This window comes from Sporomusaceae bacterium (assembly GCA_031460455.1).
Lineage (GTDB): Bacteria > Bacillota > Negativicutes > Sporomusales > UBA7701 > Anaeroselena.
This window is the reverse complement of sequence record JAVKTQ010000013.1, coordinates 58,481-75,050: the sequence shown is the minus strand read 5'-3', so window position 1 is coordinate 75,050 and position 16,570 is coordinate 58,481. Positions and strand designations below refer to the sequence as shown.

At 58.4% G+C, this 16,570-nt stretch carries 17 protein-coding genes; all 17 read left to right on the top strand.

Features of this window, described 5'->3' with window-relative positions; genetic code table 11:
* Positions 1-10 precede the first annotated feature (10 nt).
* The 17 genes from RIN56_16330 (at position 11) to RIN56_16250 (ending at position 16,537) form a co-directional block, all read left to right on the top strand.
* Positions 11-1,237: a (Fe-S)-binding protein gene (locus RIN56_16330; protein MDR7868367.1), complete on the top strand. Its 1,227-nt coding sequence runs from the start codon at positions 11-13 to the stop codon at positions 1,235-1,237.
* 56 nt (positions 1,238-1,293) lie between these two features.
* The gene (locus tag RIN56_16325; protein MDR7868366.1) at positions 1,294-2,091 is read left to right on the top strand and encodes a DUF169 domain-containing protein; all 798 of its coding nucleotides are present in this window, start codon (positions 1,294-1,296) and stop codon (positions 2,089-2,091) included.
* A 142-nt stretch (positions 2,092-2,233) separates the two neighbouring features.
* A complete protein-coding gene (locus RIN56_16320; protein ID MDR7868365.1) occupies positions 2,234-3,280 on the top strand; it encodes a TRAP transporter substrate-binding protein in 1,047 nt (348 codons plus the stop codon).
* Between the two features lie 93 nt (positions 3,281-3,373).
* Positions 3,374-3,889, top strand: a complete 516-nt coding sequence (locus tag RIN56_16315) for a TRAP transporter small permease (protein MDR7868364.1) — start codon at positions 3,374-3,376, stop codon at positions 3,887-3,889.
* A gap of 42 nt (positions 3,890-3,931) precedes the next feature.
* The gene (locus RIN56_16310; protein MDR7868363.1) at positions 3,932-5,215 is read left to right on the top strand and encodes a TRAP transporter large permease; all 1,284 of its coding nucleotides are present in this window, start codon (positions 3,932-3,934) and stop codon (positions 5,213-5,215) included.
* Positions 5,216-5,264: 49 nt separating this feature from the next.
* Positions 5,265-6,539, top strand: coding sequence for a lactate racemase domain-containing protein (locus RIN56_16305; GenBank protein MDR7868362.1), 1,275 nt, complete (start codon positions 5,265-5,267; stop codon positions 6,537-6,539).
* A 48-nt stretch (positions 6,540-6,587) separates the two neighbouring features.
* Positions 6,588-6,791: a 4Fe-4S binding protein gene (locus RIN56_16300; protein MDR7868361.1), complete on the top strand. Its 204-nt coding sequence runs from the start codon at positions 6,588-6,590 to the stop codon at positions 6,789-6,791.
* 21 nt (positions 6,792-6,812) lie between these two features.
* Positions 6,813-7,883, top strand: a complete 1,071-nt coding sequence (vorB, locus tag RIN56_16295; GenBank protein MDR7868360.1) for a 3-methyl-2-oxobutanoate dehydrogenase subunit VorB — start codon at positions 6,813-6,815, stop codon at positions 7,881-7,883.
* Between the two features lies 1 nt (position 7,884).
* Positions 7,885-8,622 carry a thiamine pyrophosphate-dependent enzyme gene (locus RIN56_16290; protein ID MDR7868359.1) on the top strand — a complete coding sequence of 246 codons (738 nt, stop codon included), beginning with the start codon at positions 7,885-7,887 and terminating at the stop codon, positions 8,620-8,622.
* A 31-nt stretch (positions 8,623-8,653) separates the two neighbouring features.
* Positions 8,654-9,187: a 2-oxoacid:acceptor oxidoreductase family protein gene (locus RIN56_16285; protein MDR7868358.1), complete on the top strand. Its 534-nt coding sequence runs from the start codon at positions 8,654-8,656 to the stop codon at positions 9,185-9,187.
* A gap of 81 nt (positions 9,188-9,268) precedes the next feature.
* Positions 9,269-10,456 (top strand): mandelate racemase/muconate lactonizing enzyme family protein, encoded by a 1,188-nt coding sequence (locus RIN56_16280; GenBank protein ID MDR7868357.1) that lies wholly within the window; start codon positions 9,269-9,271, stop codon positions 10,454-10,456.
* A gap of 45 nt (positions 10,457-10,501) precedes the next feature.
* On the top strand, positions 10,502-11,692 hold the full coding sequence (locus RIN56_16275; protein ID MDR7868356.1) for a mandelate racemase/muconate lactonizing enzyme family protein: 1,191 nt from the start codon (positions 10,502-10,504) through the stop codon (positions 11,690-11,692).
* 3 nt (positions 11,693-11,695) lie between these two features.
* Positions 11,696-12,964 (top strand): nickel-dependent lactate racemase, encoded by a 1,269-nt coding sequence (gene larA / locus RIN56_16270; protein ID MDR7868355.1) that lies wholly within the window; start codon positions 11,696-11,698, stop codon positions 12,962-12,964.
* A 32-nt stretch (positions 12,965-12,996) separates the two neighbouring features.
* Positions 12,997-13,296, top strand: coding sequence for a UxaA family hydrolase (locus RIN56_16265; GenBank protein MDR7868354.1), 300 nt, complete (start codon positions 12,997-12,999; stop codon positions 13,294-13,296).
* A 2-nt stretch (positions 13,297-13,298) separates the two neighbouring features.
* Positions 13,299-14,459: a UxaA family hydrolase gene (locus tag RIN56_16260; protein ID MDR7868353.1), complete on the top strand. Its 1,161-nt coding sequence runs from the start codon at positions 13,299-13,301 to the stop codon at positions 14,457-14,459.
* A 28-nt stretch (positions 14,460-14,487) separates the two neighbouring features.
* Positions 14,488-15,630, top strand: coding sequence for an acyl-CoA dehydrogenase (locus RIN56_16255; protein ID MDR7868352.1), 1,143 nt, complete (start codon positions 14,488-14,490; stop codon positions 15,628-15,630).
* Positions 15,631-15,760: 130 nt separating this feature from the next.
* The gene (locus tag RIN56_16250) at positions 15,761-16,537 is read left to right on the top strand and encodes a carbon-nitrogen family hydrolase (protein ID MDR7868351.1); all 777 of its coding nucleotides are present in this window, start codon (positions 15,761-15,763) and stop codon (positions 16,535-16,537) included.
* The last annotated feature ends 33 nt before the right edge of the window (positions 16,538-16,570 follow it).

Below are 16,570 nucleotides of genomic sequence, written 5' to 3'. Positions count from 1 at the left end.
GAGGTTTCCCATGCTTACAAACAAGTCTGAAGAGTTGCTGCGTGAAGCCGAACAGATTGTAGCCCAGTGTGAACGCTGCGGCAATTGCCTTACAGCATGCCCGTTGTTCAAAGTGGTCAACATCGAGCGGGTGGGCCCGCGCGGCAAAAATATCCTCACCCGCGCGTTAGCCCAGGGAGGTGTGGAGCCGGATTCCAAGGCACTGGACGTAGTGAATTTCTGCCTTTTATGCCGCTCCTGCGTCGAAGCTTGCCCGAGCAAGCTCAAAACGGACGCCGCCATGGTCAACGTCCGGCAGTATCTGATGGATAAGGCCGGCGGACCGGGTATCAAATATAAAACCCTCGGCAGCGTGATGAAGAGCCGAAATGTCGTGAAAATGGCCGCCGGCATGCTGGCGGTACTGCGGAAAACCGGTCTCAACTGCCTGGTGCCTTACGGTATGGCGCCTGAAGAATACACCAGGGAGCAACTTCCTGGTGCGTCTTCAGGGCCGGCTGCCTTCGGCAAGCAGGCGGCGCCTGCGGAAATCGAGCTTACGGCTGCGTCGAAAGTAGCCTATTTCTACGGGTGCGGGATGAGGATGATGTTTCCCGAAGCCGCCGCTCAGACGGTAGAGATACTCAAAAGCGTAACCCGACCGATGCTGAAGGACAATCACTGCTGCGGCCTGCCCCATCTGGGCCACGGTTTGCGCGGCGATTTCCTGGAACTGGCGAAGAAGAACATCGCGCTTTTCGAGGATGCCGACGTTGTGGTCAGCGACTGCGCCAGTTGCAGCGGGACGCTCAAGCACATCGCCGAATATTTCGCCGACGATGCGGAGTGGAAAGATAGGGCGGCCGCTTTTAGCCGCAAAGTCATGGACCTTTCCGAGTATTTGGTGAAGGCCGGGTACAGGCCGCGGCAGAGGGTGGAAGCCAGGCTTACATATCACGATTCCTGCCATCTCGGGCGGGGACAGGGCGTTAAGACGCAGCCCCGCGAGCTGCTGAAGGCGGCGGGGAATTTCGTCGAGATGACCGACGCCGACACCTGCTGCGGCGGAGCCGGCTCGTTCCATATGGATTATCCGGATATTGCCGCCAAGATCCTGGCCTCAAAAAGGGGAAACATCGAAAAGACCGGCGCCGACGTGGTTGTGGCAAGCTGCCCCGTTTGTCTTGTCCAGATGACCAAAGCAGCCGAGGCGAGCGGGGGCAAGTTCAAGGCGATGCATATCAGCCAGGTTATTTAGGTTGGCCGTGTTACGGGGCGAATATCGCTTTATACATTAATGAGAGGGTGTGCCAAATGACAGACAATGCTCAGAAATTGCTCAACGCCATCACCGCCTATATCAGGCCGACGACCTTCCCTGTCGCGGTGAAATTGGTCTTTGATGGCGAGGAAGCGCAAAGACCGGCGAAGGCCAAAAAACCGATGGAGACATTGCGGCACCCGCTCGCTTTGTGCCAGGGCGTGGCTTTGGCGCGGCGGTACGGATGGAATGTGGTCTTTGACAGACAGGATCATGCCTGTCCGGTAAGCATAGTGCTGATGGGGTATGAGCCGCCGGAGATGCTTGACAGCGGGAAGATCGCTTGTCCCGGCTACGCCGGCTCGGTAGAGGCCGGGGCCGTGATGGAGCAGGCTAATGTCAAGCTGCCCAACGGGCCGAAGGAAATGTGGTTTGCACCGCTGGATAAGGCCGAGTTTTCGCCGGACGTGGTATTGGTTTACGGCAATGCCGCCCAGATTGCCAGGATGGTTCAGGGGGCCAACTACAAAACCGGCAAAGGCGTTTCCAGCAAGTCGTTCGGCAGGTTGGCGTGCAGTTCTTACATTGCCCGCACATACCTCGAAGGCGAATGTTCGATGATCGTCCCCAGCGGCGGGGAAAGGATATTTGCCATCTGCCAGGATGACGAGCTGATCTTCTCCATCCCGGCAAGTCAGTTCGAAGATGTGGCATATGGCATCGAGGCGGTTCACAAACAGGGGCTGATCCGTTACCCGACCCCGTTCTTCGGTCTTCTGGCGGAACCGAAGTTTCCGGACTATTACTGGTCGATCATCGAGAGCGAGAACAAGGCAGCTCCGGCCAAATAAAGAGATTTCTTTCGGAAGCAATCGGTCTATCACTGAATCATAAAGGGGGAGTACATGTCAGGGGAAGGGTTGTCTGTCAGGAACGCAACTGATCCGAGTTCCGGATTGACAAAAGTGATATGAATATTTTGGAGGGGTAATGATGAAAAAGACAATCAGTATTATTCTTTGCCTGGTGCTGCTCAGTTCGCTGTTCGTGGGCTGCGGCGGCAAGAAGGAAACCGCTCCCAAGGCCGACGGCAAATTAACTATCAGGATCGCCACATCGAACTCCAACAATCCGAACCATCCTTCGATCGCGCATCTGCTGAAGTTCAAAGAAGAAATGGAAAAACGGCTCGGCGACAAGGTTCAGGTCAGGATCTTTTACGGCGGCCAGCTCGGCAAAAGCGCCAACGACGTAATCGGCGGCCTGCAGCACGGCTCCTTCGAGATGGCCACCTGGGCGCTGGGCAACTTCGGCGAGTACTCGAAAGCGTTCGATCTGATGGATGTCCCCTATCTGTTTCTCAACCAGGACGTCGTCTACAAGTTCGTCGACGGACCGATGGGCCAGGAAATGAAAGACCGTCTGCTCAAAGACACCAACATCATGCTGCTTGCTTACACGCCGCTGGGGTTCCGGCATTTCACCACCGGCAAGAAAGAGATAAGCGCGCCGGATGACCTGAAAGGTCTGAAGATCCGGACCATGACCAGCAAACTCCAGATGGCCGGCGTCAAACAACTGGGCGCCGCGCCGACGCCGATACCCTATTCCGAAGTATTCACGTCGCTCCAGCAGGGCGTTATCGACGGCCAGGAAAACCCCATCATGAATATCTATGATTCCAAGTTCTACGAAGTCCAGAAGTTCATGACGTTCACCAATCACAACTACACCTTCACGTCGCTGCTCATGAACAAGAAGTTCTTCGATTCGCTCGCTCCGGATGTCCAGAAGGCCATCATGGAAAGCAATGCCATCGCCGACAAGCAGGCGCGGAAAACCCTGGCCGACAAAGAGGACGAGATGCTGAAGAAGCTGGCCGAAAAGATGAAGATTACGAAGCTGAGTACCGAAGACCTTAAGAAGTTCCGGGATGTCGCCAAGGGATCCTGGACGGAGGCCAAGAGCGTCATCGGCGAGGCAACGTTCAACAAAGCGGTCACCGAAGTTGAAAAAATCGAAAAACAGTTAGGGCTTTAATCTGGAGCTGCCTACCCAGGGGTAATATGACTGCAAGGCGTGTCCTATTATCCCTGGGTAGCCAATTTATTGTAGGCAGAGGTGATAGGAAAAATGCAAAAAGCCAAGTGGGTGTTTGATAACCTCGAAGTCATTTTCGGCGTCTTGACGACAGTGCTGCTGGTTGTCCTGATGTTCATCCAGGTTATATCGCGCTATGTATTCAATTACGCTCTCCCCTGGACCGAGGAACTGGCGATAATTTGCTTCATCGTTTCGGTGTATTTCGGCTGTGCGCTGGCGGTCACCCGCGACCAGCACCTTACGATCGACCTGTTTCTTCACTATATGCCCTTCAAGGTGAAAAAAGTGTTGGCGCTTGCTTCCAACATCTGTTTCATCGGTTTTTGCCTCTACATAATCGGCCCGATGTCCGAGCTTCTTGAAAAGTTATATACAGGCAAAACGAAGATGATCGTCACGGGCGTGCCGCACTACATCGTTTACAGTATCGTCGTTTTCTGCCTGATGCTGACCGTAGTCAGGCTGATCCAGAAATCGATTTCAATATACCGTCTGAAGGACGAGATGAAGAAAGCCAAACCGATACTGGACATCGAAAATCTGTAGGCCGGCATCGGTACAAATCTCTGAATAGGTGGTGCGCGCTGGATGATAACAGTTTTGCTGGTCGTATCCGCGATCATGTTGCTTATGGGCGTGCCGATCGGCATCGGTCTGGCTATCGGCATTCTTGTCGCCCTTCTCGTTGACCCCGTAACCACACCGGTATTTTTTGCGCAGGTGATGTATTCCGGCTTCGGCGAGTACGCCTTGACGGCGCTCCCGTGCTTCATCCTCGCCGGCAGCGTCATGGAGACCGGGGGCTTATCCCGGCGTCTGGTCGACGTGGCCCAGAAAATGGTCGGCAACACCGTGGGTGGGCTTGGCTCGGTCACGGTGCTGGCCTGCATGTTCTTCGGCGCCATCTCCGGGTCTTCGCCGGCCACGGTGGCGGCCATCGGCATCATCATGATCCCCGAGATGATAAAACGGGGTTATGGCAAACATTACGCGACCGGCCTGGTGGCAGCGGCCGGCGGCCTCGGCATCGTCGTGCCGCCGAGCATCCCGCTAATCCTGTACGGGATCGTCAACAACGTCTCCATCGGCAATCTCTTTCTGGGCGGCTTCGGGCCGGCGCTCGTCATCGGCGCTTTGCTGGTGCTAGTTAATATGTACCTGTCGAAAAAGAAAGGCTACGTCGGTACAAACGAGCCCTTCAATATTGCAACACTCGCCAAAGCCGCCTGGGAAGCGAAGTGGGCGCTGGCTATGCCGCTGATCATCCTGGGGGGCATCTACGGCGGTGTGTTCACCCCCACGGAAGCCGCCGTCGTAGCGGTCGTCTACGGGGTTATCGTCGGCCGCTGGGTTTACGGGGAACTGACGTGGCCAAGCATCTGGAAGGCGTTGATCAATAATGTCTCGCTCACCGGCGGGATCATGATGACCCTGGCGCCGTCCATGGTTCTGGGGACCGTCTTCTCCTTCACCGGCGTTCCCGAAGCCATCCAGGAAACCATGCAGCAGATTTCCAACAACAAATATGTCATCCTAGCGCTGATCGATTTCATTCTTCTGATTATGGGCATGTTCCTGACGACCTCGCCGGCGATGATAATCGTGTCGCCAATCCTTCTCCAGGTAGTTACGCCGTACGGCGTCGATCCCATCCACTTCGGCCTGGTGATGACGATCGGCCTGGAGCTGGGTTTCGTCACGCCGCCGGTGGCTCTCAATCTCTTCGTGGCCTCAGGTATGACAGGCTTAAGTGTGGACAGCATCACCCGGGCGGCCATCCCCTTCATCTTATGCACCTTGCTCGGGCTGATAATAGTCACTTTCTGCCCGGAAGTCACTTTATACCTTTTGCGGCTGTTGGGAGCGATGTAGCTACGGTAGTCCATGCCGGATCATTAGTTGTAACAAGGAGGGGCTGACGGTGGGCATTCTCACCGAACTGCTGCAGGACGTTGCCTTGCCTAAAATGGTGAAGGTCAGACAGCATTTTACCGTCAACGAACTGCAAGATGCAGCCGGCGCATTGCGGAAGGGCATATATGAGGCCGGCGTAACCGGACGGATAAAACCGGGCATGCGGGTCGCCGTAGCGGTCGGCAGCCGCGGAATGGCCGAGCTTCCCCTGCTGGTGAAAGTCGTCGTCGAGGAGCTAAGAAGCTGCGGAGCGGAGCCGTTCGTGGTGCCGGCGATGGGCAGTCACGGCGGCGCTACCGCCGGAGGGCAAACCGAGATGCTGGCCAGCCTGGGCGTAACAGAGTCCAGCGTCGGCTGCCCCATAGTATCCTCGATGGACGTAGTGGAAATCGGCGTTCTGGACAACGGACTTGCGGTACTCTTGGATAAGAATGCCTTCGATGCCGACGGCATTGTGCTGATCAACCGGATAAAGCCGCATACCGCCTTTGTCGGGACATACGAAAGCGGCCTGGTCAAAATGATGGCGATCGGACTTGGCAAACACCAAGGCGCGGCTTCCTGCCATGCGCTCGGCTTCAAGCATATGGCGGAAAACATATTCCAGATGGCGCGGGTCCATCTAAAGAAGGCCAATTATCTGTTCGGCATCGCGACAGTGGAAAACGCCTACGACCGGCTCGACCGAATCGCCGTCGTCCCGGCCGCTGACATCCTTGCGGTCGAGCCCGGCCTGCTTGCCGAAGCCAAGAAAAATATGCCCAGGATCCTGCTGCAGCCTATCGATGTCCTCATCGTCGACCAGCTTGGCAAAGAATTTTCGGGCGGCGGGATGGACCCGAATGTCACCGGGGGCGGGCCGCTGCCCTCCCAGCATCGCCCTGCGCGGCTGGTGGCGCTGGATTTGACGGAGCGCAGCCACGGCAACGCCATAGGGGTGGGCAACGCCCATTTCACTACCCGCCGGTTATTTGAAAAAGTCGATCTCGCTGCAACCTATGCCAATTGTATTACGGCGACGATCGTCGAGTCGGGGCGGATACCATTGATCATGGATTCGGACAGCCTGGCGATCAAGGGCGCGGTCAAGACTTGCAAGGTCGCCGCTCTGGAAAAGGTCCGCATCGTGCGTGTTTCCAATACCCTGCATCTGTCCGAAATATACGTGTCGGAAAATATGACTGCCGAGGCCGAGCAGCACCCTGACGTTACCGTCGCCGGGCAGCCGGCCGAGTGGCTATTTGACGCGGACGGCAACTTGCCCGACATCGGCAGCTGGTGAGGGGTGCCTGTACGCGGCGGAGACGCCGGTAATCATGAGGAGGTCAAGATGGCTAGAATCGATGTGGCGCAGGAACTATGCAAGGGCTGTGGCTTCTGCGTCGAATATTGTCCGCAAAAAATCGTCCAGATGAAAAAGGAAACCAATTCCAAGGGATATACCTATGCATATCAGACGGATGGAGATAAATGCACCGGCTGCAAAATCTGCGCGGTCGTTTGCCCCGAAGCAGCTATTGAAGTCTACAAGTAGCTTTCACAGGAGGCTAGAACTATGGGTAAGCAGTTCATAAAGGGATGCGAGGCGATCGCCGAAGCAGCCATCCGGGCAGGATGCACGTTTTATGCCGGATACCCGATCACCCCTCAAAACGAAATACCGGAATACATGTCGGCCAGGATGCCGGATTTGGGAAGGACCTTCATTCAAGGGGAAAGCGAAATAGCGTCGATCAGCATGCTCTATGGCGCGTCGGCGGTCGGTGCGCGGGTCATGACCTCTTCCTCGGGTCCAGGGATGGCGCTCAAGGCGGAAGGAATATCCTACCTCGCCTCCGCCGACCTTCCGGCTGTCATAGTCAACGTCAGCCGCTCCGGCCCGGGGATGGGCAAAATTTCCCCGGCGCAGACAGACTATTGGTTCTCCGTGAAGGCATCAGGCCATGGCGGCTACAAGACCATGGTATTTGCCCCGGCCAACGTGCAAGAAGCCGTTAACCTGACGTACGAAGCTTTCGATTATGCCGACAGGGACCGGAACCCGGTCATTGTCCTCGCCGACGGCATTATCGGTGCGATGATGGAATCCGTTTCGTTGCCGGAATTCAAGACGGTTTTCCCCGACAAGAGCGGCTGGGTCGCCGACGGCTGCGAGGCACGCGAGCCGAGAATCATCAAGAATTCGGCGGTCGATAATGAGACCTGGGAAAAGTATAAAATTTCCCGGGCCGGAATGTACGAAAGCTGGCGGAAGAACGACGTGCGCGTGGAGGAGTATCTGGTCGAAGACGCCGAGTTCATCCTCACCGGCTACGGGACATGCGCCAGAATAGCCAAAACCGCCGTCCGCGAACTCAGGGCCGAGGGTATGAAAGTCGGCCTGATCCGCCCAATCACCTTGCAGCCGTTCCCGTATGAGAGCTATCGGCGGCTCGACCCTGCGAGAGTCCGCGCCATACTCGACGTCGAGATGAGCATCCCCGTCCAGATGATCGAAGACGTCCAACTGGGGGTATGCAATAAAATACCGGTATTTCCTCTGGGGCGCGACGGCGGATTCACCCCTTTGCATCAAGACATCATCACCGAGATGAAACGAATTTCCGCCGGCCAGGGGGGCGAGTAGCATGCAAAAAATCTACGCGAAACCAGAATCACTCAACAAGGTAAGCAGTCCCTACTGCCCGGGATGCCTCCACGGGGTCGCCCAGAAGCTCATGGCTCAGGCTCTCGACAGCCTGGGGCTGCGAGAGAAGTCCATCATCGTCATGGGGGTCGGCTGCGTCAGCCTGGGCCGCACATATTTCAACATGGACATGGTTCCCGCCGCCCACGGGCGGGCGCCCGCCGTGGCGACGGGAGTCAAACGCATCCGGCCGGACAGGTTTGTTTTCACATATCAGGGAGACGGGGACCTGGCGGCGATAGGGACGTCCGAGATTATCCACTGCGCCAACCGCGGCGAGAACATCACGACGTTATTCATCAACAACGCCACCTACGGCATGACCGGCGGACAGATGGCCCCCACCACGCTGGTCGGGCAGACCTCCACCACCACCCCCGCCGGCAGAGACCCGAAGACGACGGGATACCCGCTCAAAATGGCGGAGATAATCGCGACCCTGGAAGCGCCCGCCTACGTCGCCCGCTTTGCGCTGAATTCGCCGGCGAACATTTTGAAAGCGGCTAAGGGCATCGAGACCGCCTTCAGAATGCAGGTGGAGAACAAAGGCTTTTCGTTCGTGGAGCTGTTGTCCAACTGCCCCACCAATTGGCATATGAAACCGCTGGACGCGCTGGCGACGATTGAGAAGAACATGATCCCTTATTACCCGCTCGGCGAGTTCAAGGTGCGTAAATAGTGCCCATTAGGTCAACCGGAGGTGAAATATCGTGGAGAAGAGTGTACTTATCGCCGGCTTCGGCGGGCAAGGGGTAATGCTTATCGGGCGGTTACTCGGCCACGCGGCCGCCGGCGGCGGCAAAAGCGCCACCTTCTATCCGTCGTACGGTCCGGAGCAGCGCGGGGGCACGGCCAATTGCACCGTCGTCCTGTCCGACGAAGAAATCGGCTCGCCCATTGTCAAGCAGGCCGACATCGTCATCGTGATGAACGAGCCGTCGCTGGCCAAGTTCGAAAACAGCGTCAAGCCCAACGGCACTTTGATTGTGAACAGTTCGTTGGTCGAACGGCGCGAAGTCAGAAAAGATATAAAGACGATCTGGCTCCCCGCCAACGAGATCGCCGAGGCGATCGGCTACGGCAAAGCCGCCAACATGGTCATGATGGGTTGCTGCGTGGCCGAGAGCAAAGTGCTTGACCTCGAAATGGCTGTCGGGGCGATAACCCAGCGGATGAACAGCGACAGCGGCGCCCTTGAAAAAAACATCAGCGCCCTCAGGAAGGGCTTGGAGTATTCCGGCTGAAGATACCGGGTGGCGGAGTCGGACGTCATCCCGACGATGTGACGTCCGGCCGACAATCGAAAAGGAAGTGCTATTAAAGTCATGAAAATTACCAGCGTTGACGTTTTTCAGGTCACTACAGGCAAGCCCCCGCTGAAGGGCGATTACTGGAAGCCGGTCGTGGTCCGCGTGAACACCGACGAGGGCATCAGCGGTTTCGGCGAGGTCGGTCTGGCATACGCGATCGGCGCGGAGGCCGGTTTCGCGATGAGCGTCGAATTCGCCAGGCTGATCATCGGCCGCGATCCGATGAACAACGAGCAAATCTGGGACAAACTGCACAAGAAAACTTTTTGGGGCCAGGGCGGCGGTACCGTTATCTTCGGCGGCATCAGCGGCCTGGATATCGCCTTGTGGGATATCAAAGGCAAGGCTTTGGGGGTTCCCGTGTATCAGTTGCTTGGCGGGAACACGCAGCGGAAGCTGCGGACATATGCCAGTCAGCTGCAATTCGGCTGGGGCAAGGAGGCCCGTGTCCTGACGGAACCGGAGCAATATGCGCAGGCGGCTTTGGATGCCGTGCGCGACGGATACGACTGCATCAAGGTGGACCCGATCGCCTTCGACCGCGAAGGCAAATGGGCCAGGTGGAATTTGAACGGAATACTGTCGGACGTGCAGGTGAAAACCGCGTATAACCGCCTGAAGGCCATGCGCGAGGCGATCGGCCCCGAAAAGGACATAATCTGCGAACTCCACGCCTATACGGATGCCACCGCTGCTATCCAGCTGGGGCGGGCGATCGAAGATCTGGGCATTTTTTGCATCGAGGAACCTGTCATGCCACTCAACCCGGAGATGATGAAACTGATCGCCGATAACGTGAAAATACCGCTGGCCAGCGGCGAAAGAATATACACCCGCTGGGGGTACAAGCCGTTTTTCGACAACCGTTCGCTACGGATCATTCAACCTGACCTAGGCCTTGTGGGAGGGTTCACGGAAGGCAAAAAGATCTGCGATTTCGCCCACCTACACGATGTCACCGTCCAGGCCCACATCTGCGGCGGGCCTATAGCTACCGCGGCCGCTCTACAACTGGAAGCCGCCATCCCGAACTTCATCATTCACGAACACCACCAGGCGGCTATGCTGGAGGAAAATATCGCCATTGGCAAGCATAACTATCAACCGGTGAACGGTTATTTCGACATCCCCAGTCTGCCGGGGATCGGGCAGGAAATGAGCGAAGAGGCGATGAAGGCGGCAATTTGCGTCACTGTCAAGTAAATGCCCCGCGGTAAGAACCCAACATAATATGGAGAGGTGAAAGTGGTGAAGATTACCAGCGTCGATATTATCGAGGTCGCAAACGATTTTTATTCCGGCATGAGCAAGTGGCGTCCGATCGTGGTTCGCATCAACACCGACGAGGGGATATCCGGTTTTGGCGAAGTCGGGCTGGCTTATGGGGTCGGTGCGTCGGCGGGCTTCGGGATGGCCAAGGACCTGGCGAAAATCATCATCGGCATGGACCCGATGAAGAACGAAGCCATCTGGGACAAGATGCAGAAGAAAACTTTCTGGGGCCAGGGCGGCGGCACGATCTTCTCCGCCGGCATGAGCGGCATCGATATCGCGCTATGGGACATCAAGGGAAAAGCTTACAACATGCCGCTATACCAGTTGCTGGGCGGGAAAACGCGGGACAAGATAAGGAGCTATGCCAGCCAGCTCCAGTTCGGCTGGGGCGAAGGCAAAGACAAGTCCATGCTCGTCGAGCCGAAAGAGTATGCGGATGTGGCTCTCGCCGCCGTAGCGGAAGGCTACGATGCTATCAAGGTCGACCCGATAGGGATGGACGAAAAGGGGAACTGGAACCAGCGCAACCTGTTCGGCGTCCTTTCCGACAAACCCCTGCGGATGGCTTACGACAGGCTCAAAGCTATGCGCGAGGCCGTCGGCCCCGACGTGGACATTATCGTGGAGATGCACGCTTTCACCGATACCGCCGCCGCCATCCAGTTCGGCAGAATGATCGAAGAATTAGGGGTGTTCTACTACGAGGAACCGGTGATGCCGCTCAACCCCAAGCAGATGAAGAAGGTGGCGGACAGCGTCAACCTGCCGATCGCCGCCGGCGAGAGAATCTACACGCGCTGGGGTTACCGGCCGTTTTTCGAGGACGGTTCGCTTGACGTCATCCAGCCGGACATCTGCACCTGCGGCGGGCTGACCGAAGTGAAGAAAATTTGCGATATGGCGCATGTCTACGACGTGACCGTCCAGATCCACGTCTGTGGCGGGCCGATTTCCACCGCCGCCGCCCTCCACGTCGAGGCCGCTATCCCGAACTTCATCATCCACGAACTGCATCGGTACGCCCTGCTGGAGGCGAACACGAACAGCTGCAAATATAACTACATGCCCAGCGGCGGCATGTACGAAGTCCCCGACCTGCCCGGGCTGGGGCAGGAACTGACGGCGGAAGCAATCAAAACCTCGATCGTCGAGACGGTGAAATAGCAAATGGCCACGATCAATATCCCCTATGGCAAAAGCCATATCGAGGCGGTAATCCCCGATGCCCGTCTGGAAGGCGTCCTGGAGTCGCACGCGCACCATTATAAACCGGCGGCGGGCGAAGAAGAACTTGTCCGGGCGGCGTTGGCCGCCCCGATCGCCTCGTCTCGCCTGCGCGACCTTGCCAAAGGGCGCAGAAACATCGTCATCATCACCAGCGACCACACCAGGCCGGTACCGACGAAGATCATGGCCCCGCTGCTGCTGGACGAAATCCGCAGCGGCAATCCGTCAGCCAAGATAACCTTCCTCGTGGCCACCGGGTTCCACCGCGCGACCACCGGGGAAGAACTGGTAAACAAGTTCGGAGAGCAGTTGTACAAAAACGAAAAGATTGTCGTCCACAACTGCTGGGATAAATCTGCCATGACCAACGTCGGCAAGCTGCCGTCAGGCGGCGACCTGGTCATCAACAGGCTGGCCGTGGAGGCCGACCTGCTAATTGCGGAAGGTTTCATCGAACCGCACCTGTTCGCCGGGTTTTCCGGCGGCCGCAAAAGTGTGCTGCCGGGCATCGCCAGCGAAGTGACCGTCCTTGCCAACCACTGCGCCGAATTCATCGCCCACCCGAAGGCAAGGGCGGGGATCCTGGACGGCAACCCCATTCACACCGATATGGTTTACGCCGCCAAACAGGCCAAACTGGCTTTCATCCTCAACGTCGTCATCGACGCCGATAAGAAGATTATCCAAGCGTTCGCCGGCGATATGGAGCAGGCCCACCTGGCGGGCTGCAAATTCGCCGGCGACCTAGCCGACGTCACCGCAAAACCGGCGGAAATTGTCATCACTACCAACGGCGGTTACCCGCTCGACCAGAACGTTTACCAGCACGTCAAGGCGCTGTCGTCGGCCGAGGCTACCTGCAAGGAAGGCGGCGTGATTATCGTTTGCGCCGCCTTGAGCGACGGGCACGGCAGCGAGGACATGTACAACTGGCTGCGGGGCGGCGCCCGCGAGGCGATGGACAAAATCATGCGGATCGGCAGGGAATCGACCATCCCCGACCAATGGGCGACGCAGATCATGGCCCGCATCCTGCTAAAACATAGGGTTATTTTCGTCACCGACCAGTGTGACCACCGGATCATCGAAGCAATGGGCTTCGCAGCGGTAACCACCCTGGCGGAAGCGCTCGCCGCCGCCGATGCGGCCGTCGGCGCCGCTGCCAGAATCACCGTCATCCCGGACGGGGTGGCGGTAATCGTGAAATGATGCTGCAACGCGATTAGATTGGGGGAGAGAGAATGGCCATCGACGCGATTGTGTTGAACGAAATAGACAACGTCGCGACCTCGGTGCAGGAACTCAAGGCCGGCCAGCAGGCTCAGGTCCGCCTGGGGCGGGAGATGCACCAGGTCGCCGTGCAGGAAGACATCCCTTACGGGCACAAGTTCGCCTTCCGGCCGATAACCCGCGGCGACGACATCCTCAAATACGGCGAGGTGATCGGGCGGGCCACCGGCGATATCCCGGCCGGCCATCACGCTCATGTGCAAAATATCGAAAGTCTGCGCGGCCGCGGCGACCTGCGGAAGGAGGCGTAATCATGGAGTTTCTCGGCTATCGCCGCGCCGCCGGCACGGTGGGCACCCGCAACTACGTCGGCGTGCTGTCGGCCGTGGTCTGCGTCAACGAAGTGGTCGAAGCCATCGTCCGCCAGGTGCAGGGCACGGCCCGGTTCACGCATCATCAGGGCTGCTGCCAGACCCCGCTCGACATCGGGCTCGTTAACAAAGCGTTGATCGGTCTGGGGCGTAACCCCAACCTGCATTCGGTGATAATCGTCAGCCTCGGCTGCGAAAGCACCGATCTTTCCGGCGTAATCGAGGGCATCAGAGCCAGCGGCAAAAGGGTGGAGCACCTCGTCGTGCAGGAAGTAGGCGGTGCGGCCCGCACCACTGCTCAGGGCATCCTGCTGGCCCAGGACATGGTGCGGGAGGCCTCGCTGCAGCAGCGCGAGCCTTTCCCGATCAGCGAACTGGTCATGGGGATGAAATGCGGCAGCTCGGACACCACCTCCGGGCTGGTGCCCAACCCGGCCATCGGCGTGGCTTCCGATCTGCTGGTGGCAGCCGGCGGCGTATCCATCCTCGGCGAAGTCACGGAGTTCATCGGCGCCGAGCACATACTCGCCCGCCACGCCGCCGACGCGCAGGTCGGCCAGGCCATCTTCAACCTCGTGGACCGCATGGAGAAACGGGCTATGGCGGTTGGCGAGGATATCCGCGGCGGTCAGCCCACCGGCGGGAACATCAAAGGCGGGCTGACTACCATCGAGGAGAAATCGCTCGGCGCCATCGCCAAAGCCGGGTCGGCGCCCATTCAGGCGGTCTACGAATACGGCGAACGTCCCGCGGTCAGAGGGCTGGTGGTCATGGACTCCCCCGGCCGCGAGCCGGAGATCCTCACCGGCTTGGCCGCCGCCGGCTGCAATGTCATTGTCTTCGCGACCGGCAGAGGGGCGCCGCAAGGTTTTCCCTTCGTGCCGGTGCTGAAGATCACCGGCAGCCGCACCGCCGCCGAGAAGATGAGCGACCACATCGACATGAACCTTAGCGCGGTCATCGACGGCGGGGACACCATCCCCGACGCCGGGCAGCGTATCTTGGAGGAACTGACGCGCATCGCTTCGGGGACCATGACGAAGGCGGAAATTTCCGGCTACACCAACTCGATGGACATCTACATGCAAGGACCGGTTATCTGAGAGAAACGATAGCAAGGAGGTACGAATGTTGAATTTCACCCTTACCCCTGAACAAGAGGACATCCGTAAATTAGTCGCCGATTTCGCCGCCAAAAAAATAGCGCCGACCGCGGCAGAACGCGACGAAAAGGAAATTTTTCCCCGCACGCTGTTTGACGAGATGGGCAAACTGGGCTTCCTCGGCCTGCCGTATCCCGAAGAATTCGGCGGCGGCGGCATGGACTTCGTCGCCTACGCCCTCGCCGTCGAGGAGATTTCCAAGGCCTGCGCCTCAACAGGCATCGGCGTGTCTGTCCATGTGTCCCTGTGCGCCTGGCCGATTTTCAAATACGGCACCGAAGAGCAGAAACAAAAATACCTCACCCCTCTCGCTGAAGGTACGAAACTTGGCGCCTTCGGCCTCACCGAGCCCAATGCCGGCACCGACGTCGGCGGCGCCACGACCACGGCGGTAAAAGACGGCGACAGCTACATCCTCAACGGCACCAAGGTGTTCAACACCAACGGCGGCGAAGCCGAGATCGAGGTAGTGTTCGCCAACACCAACAAAGAGGCCGGCCCTATCAAGGGCATGAGTGCCTTCATCGTCGAAAAGGGCACCCCCGGCTTCAGCTTCGGCAAGAAGGAAATAAAGATGGGCATCCGCTCCTCGGTGCAACGCGAGCTCATCTTCGAAAACTGCCGCGTGCCCGCCGTCAATTTGCTCGGCAAGGAAGGCGAAGGCTTCAAAATCGCCATGACCACGCTCGACGGCGGCCGGATCGGTGTCGCCGCGCAATCGGTGGGCATCGCCCAGGCGGCCATGGAGGCGGCCATCAGATACGCCAAGGAACGCGTCCAGTTCGGCAAACCGATCGCCAGCCAACAGGCCATCAGCTTCATGCTGGCGGACATGGCCACCCAGGTCGAGGCCGCCCGCCTTCTGACCCTGCGGGCCGCCTACAGCAAGTCCAACCATCTTCCCTACGCCAAGGAAGCGGCGATGGCCAAGATGTTTGCCTCCGACACCGCGATGCAGGTCACTACCGACGCCGTACAGGTATTCGGCGGCTACGGCTTCAGCCGCGAGTATCCGGTCGAGCGCCTGATGCGCGACGCCAAGATCACCCAGATCTACGAAGGCACCAACCAGGCCCAGCGGATGGTCATCGCCGGCAACATCCTGCGGTAAATAAGCAAGCTAAGACGGCGCGGGCCGGCTGTGAAGCCGGCCCGCCGTCTTAGCTTGCTATCAGGAGGGCGCCGCATTCGGGAAATCAGGCGGAGCAGCGTGGTATAACCGGAAGGGATGAGTGTCATATATGCAAGTGGCGCTGGTGCAGATGAAGGTGACGGCAGGCGATGTGGCGGGTAACAGGCGCCGGGGTGCGGAACTGGCGCGGACAGCGGCGAAGAATGCCGAGGTTGTCGTGCTGCCTGAGTTATGGACGACAGGGTTTTCGCTCAACAACCTCGACAGGTGGGCGGAGGAAGTGCCCGGCCCTTTGATCGCCGACCTTGCCGCCATCGCCCGAGACGCCGGCGCTTCGATCATCGCCGGATCGATCCCCCGCAAAAGTGGCGGACGAATATACAACAACGCCCTTGTCATCGATGCAGCTGGGAATATAGCCGCCGACTATCGGAAGCTGCATCTTTGCAGCTACTTGGGCGAGGACCGTTACTTCGCCCCCGGGAGCAAGCGGACGGTATTTGATCTCGGCGGAACGAAGGCGGGACTGGCGGTATGCTATGATCTCCGTTTTCCCGAACTATTCCGCGCCCTGGCAATCGACGGCGCCCAGATAATCTTTATTCCCGCCGAATGGACCTCATGCAGAGCCCGCAACTGGCGGCTGCTGAATCAGGCCAGGGCCATAGACAACCAGATCTATATCTGCGCGGTAAATTGCGTAGGCAGGCACAGGGAATTCGAATTCTACGGGCATTCGATGGTCGTGGCGCCTGACGGCGATATTATTGCCGAAGGCGGGGCAGATGAAGAGATAATCTATTGCCAGTTAGAACCGGCGATGGTCGGAACGGTGCGGGCCGCAAGGAACGTGTGGAACGACCGCCGCACAGACATGTATGATTGAAAAAAGACCGGAGATACGGGGGGGGTGTAGGCA

What these genes read in the sequence shown, in the direction of transcription:
- RIN56_16330 (MDR7868367.1), top strand. Translation starts at nt 11, where the DNA reads ATGCTTACAAACAAGTCTGAAGAGTTGCTGCGTGAAGCCGAACAGATT.
- RIN56_16325 (MDR7868366.1), top strand. Translation starts at nt 1,294, where the DNA reads ATGACAGACAATGCTCAGAAATTGCTCAACGCCATCACCGCCTATATC.
- RIN56_16320 (MDR7868365.1), top strand. Translation starts at nt 2,234, where the DNA reads ATGAAAAAGACAATCAGTATTATTCTTTGCCTGGTGCTGCTCAGTTCG.
- RIN56_16315 (MDR7868364.1), top strand. Translation starts at nt 3,374, where the DNA reads ATGCAAAAAGCCAAGTGGGTGTTTGATAACCTCGAAGTCATTTTCGGC.
- RIN56_16310 (MDR7868363.1), top strand. Translation starts at nt 3,932, where the DNA reads ATGATAACAGTTTTGCTGGTCGTATCCGCGATCATGTTGCTTATGGGC.
- RIN56_16300 (MDR7868361.1), top strand. Translation starts at nt 6,588, where the DNA reads ATGGCTAGAATCGATGTGGCGCAGGAACTATGCAAGGGCTGTGGCTTC.
- vorB (MDR7868360.1), top strand. Translation starts at nt 6,813, where the DNA reads ATGGGTAAGCAGTTCATAAAGGGATGCGAGGCGATCGCCGAAGCAGCC.
- RIN56_16290 (MDR7868359.1), top strand. Translation starts at nt 7,885, where the DNA reads ATGCAAAAAATCTACGCGAAACCAGAATCACTCAACAAGGTAAGCAGT.
- RIN56_16280 (MDR7868357.1), top strand. Translation starts at nt 9,269, where the DNA reads ATGAAAATTACCAGCGTTGACGTTTTTCAGGTCACTACAGGCAAGCCC.
- larA (MDR7868355.1), top strand. Translation starts at nt 11,696, where the DNA reads ATGGCCACGATCAATATCCCCTATGGCAAAAGCCATATCGAGGCGGTA.
- RIN56_16265 (MDR7868354.1), top strand. Translation starts at nt 12,997, where the DNA reads ATGGCCATCGACGCGATTGTGTTGAACGAAATAGACAACGTCGCGACC.
- RIN56_16260 (MDR7868353.1), top strand. Translation starts at nt 13,299, where the DNA reads ATGGAGTTTCTCGGCTATCGCCGCGCCGCCGGCACGGTGGGCACCCGC.
- RIN56_16250 (MDR7868351.1), top strand. Translation starts at nt 15,761, where the DNA reads ATGCAAGTGGCGCTGGTGCAGATGAAGGTGACGGCAGGCGATGTGGCG.